At 42.4% G+C, this 18,148-nt stretch carries 14 protein-coding genes and 1 other annotated feature; of the genes, 9 read left to right on the forward strand and 5 right to left on the reverse strand.

Annotation, left to right across the window (positions count from 1 at the left end):
• Positions 1 to 271 precede the first annotated feature (271 nt).
• The 3 genes from FAY33_RS00450 to leuS all read left to right on the forward strand — a co-directional run bounded on the left by FAY33_RS00450 (position 272) and on the right by leuS (position 6,133).
• Positions 272 to 2,374 (forward strand): elongation factor G, encoded by a 2,103-nt coding sequence (locus FAY33_RS00450; protein ID WP_143318800.1) that lies wholly within the window; start codon positions 272 to 274, stop codon positions 2,372 to 2,374.
• Positions 2,375 to 2,436: 62 nt separating this feature from the next.
• On the forward strand, positions 2,437 to 3,354 hold the full coding sequence (locus FAY33_RS00455) for a type II CAAX endopeptidase family protein (RefSeq protein ID WP_143318801.1): 918 nt from the start codon (positions 2,437 to 2,439) through the stop codon (positions 3,352 to 3,354).
• 46 nt (positions 3,355 to 3,400) lie between these two features.
• Positions 3,401 to 3,648: a binding site (T-box leader), on the forward strand.
• Between the two features lie 70 nt (positions 3,649 to 3,718).
• Positions 3,719 to 6,133, forward strand: a complete 2,415-nt coding sequence (gene leuS / locus FAY33_RS00460; protein ID WP_143318802.1) for a leucine--tRNA ligase — start codon at positions 3,719 to 3,721, stop codon at positions 6,131 to 6,133.
• A 72-nt stretch (positions 6,134 to 6,205) separates the two neighbouring features.
• Here leuS and FAY33_RS00465 read toward each other — a convergent pair whose 3' ends face one another.
• Together FAY33_RS00465 and FAY33_RS00470 are read right to left on the reverse strand one after the other, a co-directional pair.
• Positions 6,206 to 6,493, reverse strand: coding sequence for a hypothetical protein (locus FAY33_RS00465; protein ID WP_143318803.1), 288 nt, complete (start codon positions 6,491 to 6,493; stop codon positions 6,206 to 6,208).
• A 51-nt stretch (positions 6,494 to 6,544) separates the two neighbouring features.
• Positions 6,545 to 7,087: a hypothetical protein gene (locus FAY33_RS00470; RefSeq protein WP_143318804.1), complete on the reverse strand. Its 543-nt coding sequence runs from the start codon at positions 7,085 to 7,087 to the stop codon at positions 6,545 to 6,547.
• 76 nt (positions 7,088 to 7,163) lie between these two features.
• Between FAY33_RS00470 and FAY33_RS19205 the strand changes: the two genes are divergently transcribed.
• Entirely contained in the window at positions 7,164 to 7,313 is a 150-nt protein-coding gene (locus FAY33_RS19205; RefSeq protein ID WP_185967443.1) for a hypothetical protein, read from the forward strand.
• A 54-nt stretch (positions 7,314 to 7,367) separates the two neighbouring features.
• Here the strand turns inward: FAY33_RS19205 and FAY33_RS00475 are convergent, their stop codons facing one another.
• Positions 7,368 to 7,598 carry a chorion class high-cysteine HCB protein 13 gene (locus tag FAY33_RS00475; protein WP_143318805.1) on the reverse strand — a complete coding sequence of 77 codons (231 nt, stop codon included), beginning with the start codon at positions 7,596 to 7,598 and terminating at the stop codon, positions 7,368 to 7,370.
• Between the two features lie 154 nt (positions 7,599 to 7,752).
• On the opposite strand from FAY33_RS00475, the gene FAY33_RS00480 reads away from it, so the two are divergent.
• Both FAY33_RS00480 and FAY33_RS00485 read left to right on the forward strand, forming a co-directional pair.
• On the forward strand, positions 7,753 to 8,931 hold the full coding sequence (locus FAY33_RS00480) for an alanyl-tRNA editing protein (RefSeq protein WP_143318806.1): 1,179 nt from the start codon (positions 7,753 to 7,755) through the stop codon (positions 8,929 to 8,931).
• Positions 8,918 to 10,066 carry an AI-2E family transporter gene (locus tag FAY33_RS00485; protein ID WP_143318807.1) on the forward strand — a complete coding sequence of 383 codons (1,149 nt, stop codon included), beginning with the start codon at positions 8,918 to 8,920 and terminating at the stop codon, positions 10,064 to 10,066. Before FAY33_RS00480 ends, FAY33_RS00485 begins: the two co-directional genes overlap by 14 nt.
• A gap of 131 nt (positions 10,067 to 10,197) precedes the next feature.
• Here the strand turns inward: FAY33_RS00485 and FAY33_RS00490 are convergent, their stop codons facing one another.
• A complete protein-coding gene (locus FAY33_RS00490) occupies positions 10,198 to 10,452 on the reverse strand; it encodes a hypothetical protein (RefSeq protein WP_143318808.1) in 255 nt (84 codons plus the stop codon).
• Positions 10,453 to 10,585: 133 nt separating this feature from the next.
• Between FAY33_RS00490 and hemB the strand changes: the two genes are divergently transcribed.
• The gene (hemB, locus tag FAY33_RS00495) at positions 10,586 to 11,569 is read left to right on the forward strand and encodes a porphobilinogen synthase (RefSeq protein ID WP_143318809.1); all 984 of its coding nucleotides are present in this window, start codon (positions 10,586 to 10,588) and stop codon (positions 11,567 to 11,569) included.
• 5 nt (positions 11,570 to 11,574) lie between these two features.
• On the opposite strand, the gene FAY33_RS00500 is transcribed toward hemB, so the two are convergent.
• Positions 11,575 to 12,426 (reverse strand): PHP domain-containing protein, encoded by an 852-nt coding sequence (locus FAY33_RS00500; RefSeq protein WP_143318810.1) that lies wholly within the window; start codon positions 12,424 to 12,426, stop codon positions 11,575 to 11,577.
• A 182-nt stretch (positions 12,427 to 12,608) separates the two neighbouring features.
• On the opposite strand from FAY33_RS00500, the gene FAY33_RS00505 reads away from it, so the two are divergent.
• Both FAY33_RS00505 and nifJ read left to right on the forward strand, forming a co-directional pair.
• Positions 12,609 to 14,312 (forward strand): VanW family protein, encoded by a 1,704-nt coding sequence (locus tag FAY33_RS00505; protein ID WP_143318811.1) that lies wholly within the window; start codon positions 12,609 to 12,611, stop codon positions 14,310 to 14,312.
• A gap of 193 nt (positions 14,313 to 14,505) precedes the next feature.
• Positions 14,506 to 18,045, forward strand: a complete 3,540-nt coding sequence (gene nifJ, locus FAY33_RS00510; protein WP_143318812.1) for a pyruvate:ferredoxin (flavodoxin) oxidoreductase — start codon at positions 14,506 to 14,508, stop codon at positions 18,043 to 18,045.
• The last annotated feature ends 103 nt before the right edge of the window (positions 18,046 to 18,148 follow it).

Below are 18,148 nucleotides of genomic sequence, written 5' to 3' on the forward strand. Positions count from 1 at the left end.
GTTTAATGCAATTGTAAAGGATGCAATTTGAGTTGTCAACGCTTTTATGCTTTAAAGTTTTACGCTTTAAAGTGAAATTGTATTTCGGACTATAATACTTAGTAAAGATGGTGAAAAGTTTCTTTGCAATAGAGAATAAAATAGAGGGAATTTTTGTAAATAATAAAGATATGGAAAAATATTTGTGCAGTTTGTACTGTATACTTGTAATCTTACGACATTTTTAGTAAAATATAGTCATAGAATAAAATACGGAACAGGAGGAATGCTTATGAACGTGTATGGAACCAAACAGATCCGAAACGTCGCATTACTGGGGCATGGGGGGGCTGGAAAGACCACCCTGTCAGAAGCCATGGCACTGGTAACCGGAGCCATTGGCAGAATGGGAAAAGTGACAGACGGCAATACCATCAGCGATTATGACAAAGAAGAGACGAAGAGAAAATTTTCCATCTCAACATCTCTGATTCCTTTGGAGTATGAAGGAGAAGAAGGCCCCATTAAGGTCAATTTACTGGACACTCCCGGATATTTTGATTTTGTAGGAGAGGTGGAAGAGGCTGTTAGTGCAGCAGATGCAGCGGTGATTGTGGTGAACTGCAAGGCAGGAATCGAGGTGGGAACTTATAAAGCATGGGAATTGTGCGAAAAGTACAAGCTTCCAAGAGTTTTCTTTGTCACCAACATGGATGATGACCAGGCAAGTTTTCGTGAACTCCTTTTAAAGCTTGAAAAAGAATTTGGCAGAAAGATCGCACCTTTTCACCTTCCTATTCGGGAAAAAGAAAAATTTGTAGGTTTTGTCAATGTGGTAAAGATGGCGGGGCGGCGTTTTACGGTCAACAGTGATTATACCGAGTGTGAGATTCCGGATTATAGCCGGAAAAATCTTGGAATTGCAAGGGAAGCGTTGATGGAAGCGGTGGCAGAAACCAGTGAAGAATATATGGAACGTTATTTTTCCGGAGAAGAATTTACACTAAAAGAAATCTCCTCAGCCCTTCGGGAGCATGTAATAGAAGGAAATATTGTTCCTGTTATGCTGGGATCAGGAATCAATGCCCAGGGAGCCAGGATGTTACTACAGGCAATTGATAAGTATTTCCCTGCGCCTGATCATTATGAATGTATTGGTGTGGATATTTCTACGGGAGAGAGGTTTACAGCCAGGTATGATGCTGGTGTATCCTTGTCTGCAAAGGTATTTAAGACCATTGCAGATCCCTTTATCGGGAAATACTCCCTTCTTAAAATCTGCACCGGAACGTTGAGGCCGGATTCCGTCATTTATAATGTGAATAAGGATGCGGAGGAAAAGACAGGAAAGCTTTATGTGCTTAAGGGCAGAGAAACCATAGAAGTAAAGGAATTAAGAGCAGGAGATATCGGAGCAGTATCAAAGCTTGCAGTTACCCAGACCGGGGATACCATTGCCCTGCGTTCGGCACCTATTGTTTATCACAAACCTGAGATATCCATTCCTTATACCTATATGCGCTATAAAACAAAATCCAAAGGAGATGATGATAAGGTATCAAGTGCCCTTGGAAAACTCATGGAGGAAGATCTGACTCTAAAAGCAGTCAATGATACGGAAAACAGGCAGTCACTTCTATATGGAATTGGAGATCAGCATTTAGAGGTAGTGGTAAGTAAGCTGTTAAACCGATATAAAGTGGAAATTGAGCTGAGCAAACCCAAGTTTGCATTTCGGGAAACCATACGTAAAAAAGTGGAAGTCCAGGGCAAGTATAAAAAACAGTCCGGCGGGCACGGACAGTACGGGGATGTGAAAATGATTTTTGAACCCTCAGGAGATCTGGAGAAGGCTTATGTGTTTGAAGAATGCGTGTTCGGAGGAGCAGTACCGAAAAATTATTTTCCAGCAGTGGAAAAAGGAATTGCGGAATGTGTGCTTAAAGGACCTCTTGCAGCATATCCCGTAGTTGGATTAAAGGCGACCTTAACCGATGGGTCTTATCATCCCGTTGATTCTTCAGAACTGGCATTTAAGATGGCAGCCACACTGGCATTTAAAAAAGGATTTATGGAGGCGGGACCTGTTCTTTTAGAGCCAATTGCTTCCCTTAAAGTAAAAGTCCCGGATAAGTTCACAGGAGATGTTATGGGGGATTTAAACAGAAGAAGAGGCAGAGTCCTTGGAATGAACTCCGATCACAATGGGAAACAGATTGTTGAGGCAGATATACCCGTATCAGAGCTGTTTGGATATAATACGGATCTGCGCTCCATGACAGGCGGAATGGGCACCTACGAGTATGAATTCAGCCGTTATGAGCTGGCGCCTGGTGATGTTCAGAAAAAAGAGGTGGAAGAAAGAGCATATAAAATTGATAATATAACTGGTTAGCCGGAAAATTGCGCTTTTGCCATATCTGTGTTAAACTACTTTCAAATGGCAGGAGGTAAGTGATGACAGAAGACAAAAGAAGTGTCCGGAAAGCATTTTCCAGATTAGGAGTGGGATATGCTGTGTTTTTAATAATATCCCTGGTTTTACAGTTGGTATTTGGAACAGTAGTTGGTATATTCTCTCATTATGGCATTAAGATCCCTCTGGGTGGCTGGTATCTGATGTTAATTTCCCTGGCGAATTACATTGTTGGCGGGCTGGCAGCTTATTTTATAATCCAGAGTATGCCTGTTGTATCCGGAATAAGGGCAGAAAAAAACAATAAAAAACTTCTGATCAATGGATTTTTTGTCTGCATCAGCGGACTGTATCTTGGAAATATGATTGGTCAGCTCCTGATGCGGGGGGTATCCGCACTTCAGGGAAAACCTATGTTGAATCCGGTAGAGCAGGCGATCAGCGGACTTAGTACCTGGTGGATCTTTATTATTATGGTGGTGGTGGCTCCTGTCTTTGAAGAGATTCTGTTTCGGAAAATTCTGGTTGACAGAGTCAGAGTCTATGGTGACAGAGCCGCCATCATTGTTTCCGCTTTTATTTTTGGTTTGAGTCACGGGAATTTTTATCAGTTCTTTTATGCTTTTTTTCTTGGGATTGTATTTGCATATGTTTATATACAAACGGGCAGACTTAGATATACCATTGCATACCACATGATTATTAATTTTATTGGATCAATTGTAGGTCTGAAAGTGCAGCAGATGCCGTGGCTGATTGCTGTTTACGGGCTGTTAATGCTTAGTGCCGTGATAGCAGGGGTGATTATATTTACAAAAAATAAAAAAAAGACTGCTATCTATGATGGTATCTATAAAGCGTGGGGAAACAGTACGTTAAAAGTAATTTTTTTAAATTTCGGAATGATTTTCTTTTTTCTCATATCTGCGTTTACCTTTGTTATTTCAGGGATTTTGTAAAATGCAGTTGACACAATTGACCAATTATGTTAGATTTACATTTAGCGAAAATACAGTGATTAGGAATAGTAAGCAGTCAGAAGCATAAAGAGAGCCGGCGGTTGGTGTGAGCGGGTTGCAGACGGCGGCTGAACTGGCCTATGAGTAGCATACCGAAGAAAGTCTGTGATTTTTGTGTAGGGATTGCCGGAACCCGTCCGTTACAGCGGGAGGATCATAATATAGATCCGTTGAGAGCATACGAGTTTTGTATGAAATAGAGTGGTACCACGCGGTAGATTCTGCGTCTCTATAGTTGCCTTTGGGCAGCTTGAGACGCTTTTTTTGTGTTTTTACCGGTACTCAATAAAAGGAGGAAAGATTTATGGCAGCAGCTTATAACCACAGTGCCATTGAGAAAAAGTGGCGTGAAAACTGGGCGAAAAACCCCATTAATGTAAACGATGGCAAAAAATCAAAATACTATTGTCTGGATATGTTCCCATATCCTTCCGGCAGTGGTCTTCATGTAGGACATTGGAGAGGATATGTAATCTCTGATGTATGGAGCCGTTATCAGATTTTAAAAGGGCATTATGTGATTCATCCCATGGGCTGGGATGCGTTCGGTCTTCCTGCCGAAAATTATGCCATCAAGATGGGAGTCCACCCGGCAAAATCCACAGCAGAGAATGTATCCAACATCAAACGTCAGATCAATGAGATCACAGCGGTGTATGACTGGGATATGGAAGTGAATACGACGGATCCAGAATTTTATAAATGGACCCAGTGGATTTTTGTGCAGATGTTTAAAAAAGGTCTGGCTTATGAAAAGGAATTCCCCATTAACTGGTGTCCTTCCTGTAAGACTGGACTTGCGAATGAAGAAGTGGTAAATGGCTGCTGTGAACGGTGCGGTACCGCAGTTACAAAGAAGAATTTAAGACAGTGGATGCTTAAAATCACAGCATATGCGGATCGGCTTCTTAATGATTTAAATAAGCTGGACTGGCCGGAGAAAGTAAAGAAGATGCAGAGCGACTGGATTGGAAAATCCTATGGCGCTGAAATTGATTTTAAGGTAGAAGGTAGAGAAGAGGCAATCACAGTCTATACAACAAGACCGGATACTCTGTATGGTGCTACGTTTATGGTTCTTGCACCGGAGCATAAGCTGGCAGCAGCTCTTGCAACACAGGAGAACAAAGAAGCCGTTGACGCATATATCTATGATTCTTCTATAAAGTCCAATGTAGATCGTCTTCAGGACAAGGAAAAGACGGGTGTATTTACCGGAAGCTATGCCATCAATCCGTTAAATGGGGCAAAAGTGCCGATCTGGCTTTCTGATTACGTTTTGGCTGATTATGGTACCGGTGCCATTATGTGTGTACCGGCTCATGATGACAGGGATTTTGAATTTGCCAAGAAGTTTGAGATTCCCATCATTCAGGTCATTGCAAAAGATGGAAAAGAGATTGAGAATCTGACAGAAGCTTATACCGAAGCCAGCGGAATCATGATCAATTCCGGAGAATGGAATGGAATGGAATCCTCTGTTCTTAAAAAAGAAGCTCCAGCCATGATTGAAAAGAGAGGCTTAGGCAAAAAGACCGTTAACTTCAAACTCCGTGACTGGGTATTTTCCAGACAGCGCTACTGGGGAGAACCGATTCCCATTGTTCACTGCCCTCATTGCGGCAATGTGCCTGTGCCGGAAGATCAGCTTCCTTTGCGTCTGCCGGAAGTGGAAAGCTATCAGCCAACCGGAACAGGGGAATCTCCTCTTGCAGACATTGAAGAATGGGTTAATACCACCTGCCCTCAGTGCGGTGCTCCGGCAAAGAGAGAGACCAATACCATGCCTCAGTGGGCTGGTTCCTCCTGGTATTTCCTGCGCTATGTAGACAGCCATAATCAGAAAGAACTGGTGTCAAGAGAAAAAGCAGATCAATACCTGCCTGTTGATATGTACATCGGCGGCGTGGAGCATGCAGTGCTTCATCTGCTTTACTCCCGTTTCTATACCAAATTCTTAAATGATATTGGCGTAGTTGGCTTTGATGAGCCATTTGTAAAGCTGTTTAACCAGGGAATGATTACTGGAAAGAACGGTATTAAGATGAGTAAGTCCAAAGGAAATGTAGTATCTCCTGATGAACTGGTGCGGGATTATGGATGCGATGCTCTTCGTATGTATGAACTTTTTGTAGGTCCGCCTGAACTTGATGCAGAGTGGGATGACAGAGGGATTGAGGGCGTCAGCCGCTTCTTAAACCGATTCTGGAATCTGGTATCAGAAAGCAGCAAAAAGGAAACAGAGGCAACGAAAGAGATGATTCGTCTGCGTCATAAGCTGATTTTTGATATTGACCAGAGATTTAACCAGTTTAACTTAAATACCGTAATATCTGGTTTTATGGAATATAACAACAAGTTCATTGAACTTGCAAAGAAAACCGGCGGAATTGACAAAGAGACTCTGAAAACCTTTGTGATTCTTCTCGCCCCATTTGCTCCACATGTGGGCGAAGAATTGTGGAGCCAGTTGGGGCAGCAAGGTTCTGTATTCCATGGTCAATGGCCGGAAAGTGATCCGGAAGCCATGAAGGATGACGAAGTTGAGATTGCAGTACAGGTAAACGGAAAGACCAGGGCAGTTGTCACACTCCCTGCTGACGTAACCAAAGAGGATGCAATCAAAGCAGGAAAAGAGCTGATTCCGGATAAAATTACAGGAACCATTGTAAAAGAGATTTATGTTCCGGGACGCATTGTAAATATCGTTTGTAAGTAAGAAAAATTCTATTATGGAATATCCAACAAGGACATTATGCGTGATTGTAACATCGCCATAATGTCCTTTTGGCTATTTTTTATTCCGCCTCATCAGATTTTGGGAAAGCATCCGCAGAGTGTCCATACGGTTTCGTTCGGCTGGTGTCATATTGGTGCTCATAATGGATATGAGAAGATCTGTTTCTTCGTCGTTAAAATGAATGCCTTTCTGGCTCGCCTCTGCGTTGAGGGATAAAAGAGTGGTCATAAGCTGATCTTTTGGTGTGTTTTCTACTCTTGAGGCAAATTCATTTAAAAGAGAGATTTTTTGCGGGTTCATTTTTCTGAGTCTGGGGTCTTGTTTCCAATTGTTATTCATAGGCTGCTGTTTCCTTTCTGGGCGGGTTATGTACATGAAACTGGTAACCGGTTAATTCATCTGCTGCATTGCAGACATCATAAGCTGCATGGTTTCAAAGCGGGACTGTTGTTCCGGAGGCATAAAGTTTTTAAGCTGTTCAAAGGGGATTCTTCCCAGAGGATTGTTTTGCCTGTGGTTATTGTGGGTGTTCTGGGATTTGTCCTGTCCGTCTGATTGAGCCTGAACCGGAACTGTGGAACCTGGCATAGGGTCCTGATAGGAGTTAGCCAGTTTAAATCCCTGAAAAAAGTTCAGGATAAGGTCAATAAAATCCTGTTCAGCCGGATTGGCAAAAGGTTTGATGGTGTTGAGCATGTCAATGGGAGACTCAGTGGTATTTTTCTCCCCGGCAGAGCAGATTCCCATTGCAGCGACTTCCCCGTCCTGAAACAGGTTTATAGTGCGCTGCAGTTCGTTGAATTTTACAAAGTAGGAGATAAAACGCTGCTGGGTAACGCTCATATAAGGCAGGGCAGCCTTCATCATTTGGATGTGATTATCGTTGATGAGGGAGTCCAGATCATTTGCGCGGATATTTTCTTCATTATTCATGGTTTAAGATCCTTACTTTTCTTGTTGACAATATATGCAGCTGCATATATTAGTATTACAGGAGAGTGATATAGATATGAGAAGCCGATTAATTATAGATGGAAATGCAGTATATGAAGTTGATGATGAATGTATGAAACGGAAACAAAGCCGGAACACAGGCAGGGGTAATGGAGGCCAGGGTGGATTTACAAGACCGGGCCAGGACAATAATAAGACCCGTTAAACAAAATAAGACCCGATCCTGAAAGGATCGGGCCTCATTTTATGTTTTCTTTGTTTAGCAGCAGAAGTTATTTCCGCCACCAAAACCATTGCCACCGCAGCAGCAAAGGAGAAGGATGATCCAAATAAAACTACCGCATCCATCATTGCCACCACAGCTGTTGCCACAACCGCTATTGCCGCCACCGCAGCAGCAGAGGATCAGGATAAGCCAGATTATATTAAATCCACTCCCGCCTCCGTTGTCGCATCCGCATCCACAATTAGTTGCTGCCAGATCACTCATATTGGTTCCTCCAAATAATTTGTTTACACTGTAATTGTATGAACGGCAGCTTGCCACTGTTTCCACATTTTTTGTAAAAATTTTAGATTTGATGTGATTGAACTTATCCAATTGTTGTGTATAATTAGTAACAACGGGAAAAGAGGAGCAAATCATGGAAAAATTATTTTATAAAAAACCATATGTAAAAACGTTTGAAGCACAGGTTTTGGATTGCAGACCAGAGAAGACAGGCTTTTATGAAGTGATTCTGGACAGGACTGCTTTCTATCCGGAGGGCGGAGGACAGCCGGCTGATATGGGAGCATTAGGAGATGTGGCAGTATTTGATGTAAAAGAAAGGGCTGGGGAGATTTTTCATATAACAGACAGCCCCATACCTGCTGGCAGCACAATAGTGGGGAGAATTGATTGGGAGAGAAGGTTTCAACATATGCAGAATCATTCTGGGGAGCACATTTTTTCTGGGGTGGTACATAAGCATTATGGATTTGACAATGTTGGGTTCCATATGGGAAAAGATGAGATAACCGTTGATTTTAATGGAGTTCTTACATGGGAACAGATTGAATCCATAGAAGACGAGGTGAATGAACTGATATGGGAGAATGTGCCTGTACTGGAGTATTATCCTTCCAGGGAAGAACTGGCTTCTCTGGATTACCGAAGCAAAAAGGAGATAGAGGGGCAGATCCGTATTATTGAAGTCCCTGGAGGAGATGTTTGTGCTTGCTGCGGAACCCATGTAACTGCCGCAGGAGAGATTGGACTGCTTAAGGTGACAGGAATGATAAACTATAAGGGAGGCGTAAGAATCAGCCTTTTATGCGGGAAGATGGCTCTTTCTGATTACAGAAAGAAGCAGAAGACAGTGAGTGCACTCTCTGTTTTATTCTCTTCAAAGCCGGATCGGGTTCTTTGTTCTGCGGCAAAATTAAAAGAAGAGAGTCTGAAAAAAGATGGAACAATCAATGAGATGTACCAGGAACTGCTGCAAAGAAAAACCATGGAATATTTAAATTCAGAAAACCCTCTTCTTGTTTTTGAACAGGGACTGGCTCCGGTGGAACTAAGAAAGTTTTGCACAATGCTTTATGAAGCTGGAAAAGGAAGTGTTGTGTTGGTCTGCTCAGGAGCAGGCGGCACCTATCAATATGCCATGGGAAGCAGCAGCCTGGACATGCGCATGCTTGGCAAGAGAATGAATCAGAAGCTTAATGGCAAAGGAGGCGGAAGCAGCAATATGGTACAGGGCACCTTTTTGGCAGATGCGGATGCAATCAGAAGTGTATTTGAGGAAGAAGCAGAAGGAGAAAAGAATGGATTTAAATGATACGACAATAAAGAAGATTCGCTGGCTCATTGTTTTTACGGTAGCAGTGGTGGTGGCTGGCTTTAATTACCGGAGTTTGTTTCTATTTATTATAAAATTATTTGGGTTTTTCACCCCACTTCTTTTAGGGGGAGTGATGGCTTTTGTTATTCACCTGCCCATGCAGAAGATTGAAAAGCTGCTTCCGTCCAAAGAGGGAAGCAAAATAACAAGACCCTTAAGTCTCTGTCTGTCCATTTTATTTGTTGTGGGAATTGTGGTTCTTGTTATCTTCGTTGTTATGCCTCAGGTTTTTGATACATTAATAAGTCTTCAAAACAGTATACCGGCGTTCCTTACAGGCATAAAAGAGGAGTTGGAACTGTTATTTGCCCAGTATCCGGAGATTGCAGATTATATTAACGGAGTTCGAATTGACTGGAAATCTTTCTTTGAACGGGTGATTGAATTTTTATCTACTGGTGCAGGAAATGTTCTTTCTTCCACCGTATCGGCGGCTGTATCCATAATAAGCGGAGTAACTACATTTTTTATTGGTTTTGTATTTGCAATCTACATTTTGCTTCAAAAAGAGACACTGTGCCGCCAGTTTAAAAAGCTGATGAAGGCTTATCTGCCCGATGCGGTAACGGAGAAGACACTTAAAATTGTGAACCTGATTTATGTGACCTTCTCCAGCTTTTTTGCAGGACAGTGTCTGGAAGCACTAATACTGGGAACCATGTTTTTTGTGGTACTGTCTATTTTTAAGCTTCCCTATGCGCTTTTAATCGGAGTTCTGATTGCATTTACGGCGCTGATTCCTATGTTTGGAGCGTTTATCGGCTGTGTTATCGGGGCATTTTTAATGCTGATGGTTGATCCTGTCAATGCTCTTATTTTTCTGATTATATTTTTTGTGCTTCAGCAGATCGAAGGCAATTTAATTTATCCTCATGTAGTAGGGAATTCTGTTGGGCTGCCTTCCATCTGGGTTCTGGTGGCAGTCACCATTGGCGGAAGCATGATGGGAGTGGTGGGGATGTTGATATTTATTCCCCTCTGTTCAGTTTTGTACACGCTTCTCCGGGAGACAGTAAACCACAGGTTAAATCAGTCGAATCAGTTAAAAAAGCAAAAGATAACGAAACCGTAAGGGGAGGCTGTAAAGGAATCTCTGTGGCAGTTTATATAAAAATCATATCAGTCACATGAAAACAAGCCCTGGTATGGGTTATAAAAGCCCATACCAAGGCTTGTTTTTGTGCATTCATGTGCTATAAAGCGTTAATCAAAATCTGCGTGATAAATCTGATCCGGAGTATGGATATCAATGGCGCTTAGATTAAACTGATCTTCGAAAATCTGGATTTTATATTCAAAAAAAGTATCATCCGTTTTTTTTGACATGAAAATATAAGCCCCAGGTTCTTTTCCCTCCATCTCATCGCAGATGTCGTTATAGATTTCTTCCCCGCTTACCGGGCTTTGATAGCCTGTCATGCGTATCTTTTCTTCGATCGCCTGGTAAAATTCCTCCATATAGCAGTACCTCATTTCGATTTGGTATAATACAAATACCATTATAAGCAATCTTTTGCGTCACTGCAAGAATTACTTGAATCTTCATAAAGACGGTGTATAATAGGACAGGAATAAAAGGGAGGAAAGTCACATGGATATATTATACAGACCCAGAAGACTGAGGACATCAGATGCTTTAAGAAAAATGGTGAGAGAGACCAGAGTTTCCAGACAGTCCCTTATCTATCCTCTGTTTGCAGTGGATGGGAACGGGATTAAGGAAGAGATTAAAACCATGGAAGGGCAGTACCGCTACAGCGTGGATCAGCTTTATCAGATTATGGACCGTCTTATTGCGGCTGGTGTGGAAAAGGTCCTGCTGTTTGGTATACCAGCTCATAAGGACTCCTGTGGAAGCCAGGCTTATGATGAGGAGGGAATTGTTCAGAGGGCGATCCGCTATATCAGAGAAAATTACCCCTCCATATATATCGTTACCGATGTGTGTATGTGTGAATATACTTCTCATGGACACTGCGGAATTTTAGACGGCGAGAGCGTGGATAATGATAAAACTCTTGAGTTTTTAAACCGCATTGCCATCTCACATGCCAAGGCAGGTGCCCATATGATTGCTCCTTCCGATATGATGGATGGGCGCATTGGAGCAATGCGGCAGGCTCTTGATGAAGCAGGGTTTGCAGAAGTTCCTATTATGGCATATTCTGCCAAATACGCATCTGCATTTTATGGTCCGTTCAGGGAAGCGGCGGATTCTGCTCCGGCATTTGGAGACCGTAAAAGTTACCAGATGGACTATCATAATCGGAAAGAAGCCTTAAAGGAAGCAGAATTAGATGTTTTGGAAGGTGCGGATATTATCATGGTGAAGCCGGCACTTTCCTATCTTGATATTATAAGAGAGGTTTCTAATCGTCATGATATACCGATTGCAGCTTACAGTGTCAGCGGAGAATATGCCATGATAAAAGCAGCGGCAAAAGCTGGATTTATAGATGAGGAAAATATTATCTGTGAGTCAGCAATCAGTATTTACCGTGCAGGAGCCAATATTTTAATTACATATTTTGCAATAGAACTGGCTGGCTTCATGGATGAAGGAAAGATCGGTTAATTGTATCAGGCATTTTCTTTTCTGAATTTTTTTATATCATCAAGAAGAAGGGAACTGATCCGCAGACCACCTCTTCCTGTGCCTAAATCAATATCTGGTTTATTACTTCCGTGAAAATCAGAGCCGCCGGTAGGAAAAAGACCATATTTTTTAGCCAGTTTCTTAAGTTTTCCGCTTTCGTACTGGTTGTTTGAAGAATGATAAACCTCCAGACCCAAAAGTCCAAGCCCTTTTAGATAGCAGACTAATTCTTCTGTCTTTTTATCTCCAAGATGGTAAAGATATGGATGGGCAAGAACCGGGAAAGCATTTATACTGGTAAGAAGCCCCATTGCATGTTCTGGTGTGATGTTTTCCTTGCGGGGACAGTAAGGGGTGCCATAGGTCAGATATTTTTTAAAAGCCTGATCCATGGTGGATACATATCCTTTTTCACAGAGTACACGGGCAAAATGGGCTCGCGTGATAACCGTTTTAAGATTACCGCCGCATATTTCTTCTAAGGTAATGGGGATACCGGCTTCGTTAAAACGGCGGATCATCTCTTCGTTGCGTTTATCACGGAGTTTTTTTAACTCGTTGATCTGAGCGGAAAAATGAAGATCAGAAGGATCAGCAAAAAGTCCCAGAATGTGAATCTCCCCCTTTTCGTAGGCACAGGAAAGTTCAATTCCGGGGATGATTTCCACATCAGTTTTTGAAGCGGTCTCTATTGCTTCGGCAAGACCGTCAATGGTGTCATGATCTGTCAAAGCAATGGCAGTCAGTTTTTTTTCCTGTGCAAGGGACACTACTTCAGAAGGAGAGAGGGTGCCATCCGAAGCATTGGAATGAACGTGTAGATCGACAAAATTCATAAAAAACCTCCAAAATGAAATAGTTTAGTAATACTATAGTAACATGTTTTTTTGGTTCTGTAAAATGTGGAAAAAACAGCAGAATTAAGTGGGAAAATTCATAAAATCGTAATAGCATTTCTCATAAATTGTGGTATACTACTCAATAAAATACTACATAATCATGTAAAAAGGTGAAGTAAATGAGTCAGGTGGATAACAGGCAAAGAAGCGGAGGAAGAACCCGTTCCTCCCAAAGTGGAACCAAAAGAAGTACATCAAAAACCGGGCGGAGGACAAGCCAGTCATACAGGTCCTCAGGTTCTTATCAGCAAAGACACGGAAAGAAGAGAAAGCGTAGTTCTCAATACAATATTACAAAGATTCTTTTTGGGATTATTCTGGCAGTTGCTGCGGTAATTTGTATTATGGCTGTTGTAAAGTATATTGGCGGTCATAAGGCAAAGGAGACCCAGGGGAATTCATCCACTGCGGCAGAGACAGAATTAAAAAAGGACGTAAAGGTAGATGGACTTACCATTACTGGAATGTCAAAAAACGAAGCCAGAGAGGCGATCAAGAACAAATATCCATGGGCAATGAAAATTACCTATCATAACGAGGAATATAAGGTAAAGAATCTTTTGGAGAGCAGGATTGATGCTCTTTTAGAAGAAATTTATACCAAAGATCCAAAAGAAAACTACACACTGGATACAGAAGGCATGGAAGAAGCCGTTAAGGCTGAGGCTGACGCTGCTGCAAAGAAGTGGAACGTTCCGGCACAGAATGGTTCCATCTCGGGGTTTGACAAAGCGGCTGGAACCTTCATTTATTCCGGGGAAAAGAATGGTATTGCAATTGATGCGGACCAGCTTGCGGCAGATATATCCGCTCAGATAAAAGCAAAGAATTTTTCTGCTTCCATTGCAGCATCGGGAAGGGAAGTGGCACCGAAGATTTCAGAAGCCCAGGCAAAAGAAATGTATAAGGTCATTGGAACTTATACCACAACCACCACTTCCAACAGTGCCAGAAATAAAAATATTGAATTGGCTTCCGGAGCATTGAACGGTCTGATTCTGAAACCGGGAGAAGAATTTTCCTTCAATAAGGCAACCGGAGAGCGTTCTCCTGCCAAGGGATACCGCCCTGCAGGAGCTTATCTCAACGGAGAGCTGGTTGAGGAACCTGGCGGAGGTGTGTGTCAGGTTTCCTCCACACTATATAATGCAGTTGTATTTGCAGGTCTTACAACCACAGAGCGTCATGCCCACAGTTATGAGCCTGCCTATGTTACGCCAGGAGAGGATGCTATGGTAAGTTTTGGCGGACCGGATATGAGATTTGTGAATAATTCTTCCAGTGCAATCGCAATCAGAACCAGTTTTGCAAGCCAGAAGCTAAAGATTTCAATCGTTGGAATCCCCATACTGGAACAGGGGGTTACCCTTTCCATGACGTCTAAAAAGACTGCCGAGTTGAATGCTCCGGCTCCGGTATATGAAGAGGATCAGAGTCTTCAGCCTGGAATCGAAAAAATTGTAAAAGCGGAGAAAAAAGGCAGTCGCTGGGTAACGAATCTGGTGACAAAAAAGGATGGCACTGTTGTAAGCGATGAATTCTTCCATAACAGCACTTATCGTGGAAAGCCTGCAACCATTAAAAGAAATACCTCAGGCGTTGTGGTTCCGGCTTCCAGTGAAGGGGAGAGTTCCCACGGAAGTGGAGAGAGTACGGTTCCGCATCCGAATGAATCTCCGGTAAGCAGCACAGCCGCCGAGCCACATTCTGAAAAGAGTGTGCCGGAGACAGAAGCATCAAAATCACAGCCTCAGACCAGTGCCGCAGAAGAAACGACAGCTCCTGCTGAGAACATTGTTCCTCCTAATCCACTGAACCAATAAAAGGCTATTTATAGACAAGACTGGACATATTATTCTGCCCAGTCTTGTTTTTTCCCGATTGTTTGAAAAATAATACTTTATTTTCCAGTTTTATTATTTGCTTTTTGTTGAATAATTGTTATAATAATGTCAGGTCACTTTCCCATTATGGGAACTATTTATCAATATTCACATTTGCAGGAGGAAATCTAAAATGGCAAGAAAAATGAAAACCATGGATGGTAACCATGCAGCAGCCCATGCGTCTTACGCATATACTGATGTAGCGGCTATTTATCCAATTACCCCATCTACACCTATGGCAGAAGCCACAGATGAATGGTCAACAGACGGGAGAACCAACATCTTCGGTCAGACAGTACAGATTACAGAGATGCAGTCTGAAGCAGGAGCAGCAGGTGCAGTTCATGGTTCCTTAGCAGCAGGTGCGCTGACCACCACCTATACAGCCTCTCAGGGCCTGTTACTTATGATTCCAAACCTTTATAAAATCGCAGGCGAGCAGCTTCCAGCAGTATTTAACGTTTCTGCACGTGCAATTGCAAGCCATGCTTTATCTATCTTTGGTGACCATTCAGACGTATACGCATGCCGCCAGACCGGTTGTGCAATGTTATGTGAATCCAGCGTACAGGAAGTTATGGACTTAACACCAGTTGCTCATATGGCAGCTCTGGACGGCAAAGTTCCTTTTATTAACTTCTTTGATGGTTTCCGTACATCACATGAGATTCAGAAGATCGAAACATGGGATTATGAAGATTTAAAAGACATGCTTAACATGGATGCAGTTGATGAATTCCGTCGCGGCGCTTTAAATCCAAATAAGCCAAACTTAAGAGGTTCTGCTCAGAACCCTGATATCTTCTTCCAGGCAAGAGAAGCGATCAATCCATATTATGATGCTCTTCCAGAGATCGTACAGAAGTATATGGACAAGGTAAATGCAAAGATCGGTACCGATTATAAACTGTTTAACTATTATGGAGCAGCAGATGCAGATCATGTAATTATTTCCATGGGTTCTGTTAATGAAACAATTGAAGAGACCATCGACTATCTGACAAAAGCCGGCCATAAAGTTGGTGTTGTTAAAGTTCGTCTTTTCAGACCTTTCCGTGCGGACGCTCTGATTGATGCTATTCCTGATTCTGTTAAGACAATCTCTGTTTTAGACAGAACAAAAGAGCCAGGTTCTTTAGGTGAACCATTATACTTAGATGTTGTTGCTGCTCTTAAAGGAAGCAAGTTCGACCAGGTTAAGATCTTAACCGGACGTTATGGCCTTGGTTCTAAAGATACTACTCCAGCACAGATCGTTTCTGTATATGCAAACAAGACAAAGACTCCGTTTACCATCGGTATTGTGGATGATGTAACACATCTTTCTCTTGAAACTGGTGCTCCTATCGTTACAACTCCAGAAGGAACTACAAACTGTAAGTTCTGGGGACTTGGTGCCGATGGTACTGTAGGTGCAAATAAGAACTCCATCAAGATCATTGGTGATAATACAGATATGTATGCTCAGGCATATTTTGATTATGATTCCAAAAAGTCCGGCGGTGTTACCATGTCTCACCTGCGTTTTGGACATAAGCCAATCAAATCCACATACCTGATTCGCCGTGCAAACTTTGTTGCATGCCACAATCCTTCCTATGTGCGTAAGTACAATATGGTTCAGGAACTGGTAGACGGCGGTATCTTCTTACTGAACTGTCCTTGGGACAAAGATGGTCTGGATAAGCATTTACCTGGCCAGGTTAAGAAATACATTGCTGATCACAACATCCAGTTATACACCATCGATGGTGTAAAGATCGGTATTGAAACCGGTATGGGACCAACCCGTATCAACACAATTCTTCAGTCTGCATTCTTTGAACTGACAGGAATCATTCCTGCTGAGAAAGCCAACGAACTGATGAAAGCTGCTGCTAAGGCAACTTACGGACGTAAGGGTGAAGAAATTGTTAAGAAGAACTGGGCTGCGATTGATGCAGGTGCAAAAGGCGTTGTTAAGGTAGAAGTACCTGAGAGCTGGAAGAACGGCGCAGACGAAGGTCTTGACTATAAGACAATCTCTGGCGGAAGACAGGATGCAGTTGATTTCGTAAACAACATTCAGATTAAAGTAAGCGCACAGGAAGGTGATTCTCTTCCAGTATCTGCATTTACCGATTATGTGAATGGATCTACACCATCTGGTACTTCAGCATTTGAGAAGCGTGGTATTGCAGTTAATATTCCTCAGTGGAATCCTGATAACTGTATTCAGTGTAACTTCTGTTCTTATGTCTGCCCACATGCAGTTATCCGTCCGGTTGCTTTAACAGAAGAAGAAGCAGCTAAGAGACCAGACGTTATGAAGACACTTCCTATGACAGGTATGGCTGGATATCAGTTTGCTATCACAGTATCCGCTTTTGACTGTACCGGCTGTGGTTCCTGTGCGAACGTATGTCCTGGTAAGAAGGGTGAAAAAGCTCTTACTATGGTTAATATGGAAGCAAACTGCGATGAATCCCAGAAAGTGTTTGATTACGGTCAGACTCTTCCGATCAAGCAGGAAGTTATTACAAAGTTCAAAGAAACATCAGTTAAGGGTAGCCAGTTTAAAAAACCACTTCTTGAGTACTCAGGAGCATGTGCTGGTTGTGGCGAGACACCTTATGCAAAATTAATTACTCAGTTATTTGGTGACAGAATGTATATCGCTAACGCAACAGGATGTACTTCTATCTGGGGTAACTCTTCACCATCTACACCATACACGGTAAACGAAAAAGGACAGGGTCCTGCATGGTCTAACTCCTTATTCGAGGACAATGCTGAATTTGGTTATGGTATGCTTCTTGCTCAGACTGCACTTAGAGGCGGTTTAAAGGCAAAGATTGAGGAGATCCTTAATTCTGAGAAAGCTACTGATGAAGTAAAAGCAGCATGTAAAGAATATCTTGACACATTTAGTGAAGGTGCAACCAACGGAACAGCTACCGACAAGTTAGTAAATGCTTTAGAGGGCTGTGACTGTGAATTAAGCAAGGCAGTTCTGAAAGACAAAGATTTCCTGGCTAAGAAATCCCAGTGGATCTTTGGTGGTGACGGTTGGGCTTATGATATCGGTTTCGGCGGTGTTGACCACGTTCTTGCAAGCGGCAAGGATATCAACATCATGGTATTTGATACAGAGATCTATTCCAATACAGGCGGTCAGTCTTCTAAGTCTACAAAAACTGGTGCAGTAGCACAGTTTGCTGCAGGTGGTAAAGAGACTAAGAAGAAAGATTTAGCAAGTATTGCAATGAGCTACGGTTATGTTTATGTAGCACAGATCGCAATGGGTGCTGACTATGCACAGACAGTGAAAGCAATTGCTGAAGCTGAGGCATATCCAGGTCCATCTTTAATCATTGCTTATGCTCCATGTATCAGCCATGGTATCAAGAAGGGAATGTCCAAAGCTCAGACAGAAGAAAAATTGGCTGTTGAGTGTGGTTACTGGAATAACTTCCGATTCAATCCTGCTGCTGAGAAGAGATTTACTTTAGACAGTAAAGCTCCAGCATTAGAAGGATATCAGGAATTCTTAAAGGGTGAGGTCCGTTACGCTTCCTTAGTAATGAAGAATCCTGAGAGAGCTGCTGAATTATTTGAGAAGAATGAAGCAGATGCAAAGGCAAGATATGAATATCTTCAGAGACTTGTTACTTTATACGGAAATGACTAATTGTTTTTAGTCTTAAAAAAAGCCCGGGCGATGTCGTCCGGGCTTTTTTACATAAAAGAACCTCATGGCTTTGTCAAAACTGCCATGAGGTTCTTTGTATAGA

It is taken from the genome of Clostridium sp. HBUAS56010 (genome assembly GCF_007115105.1).
GTDB lineage: Bacteria > Bacillota > Clostridia > Lachnospirales > Lachnospiraceae > Lacrimispora.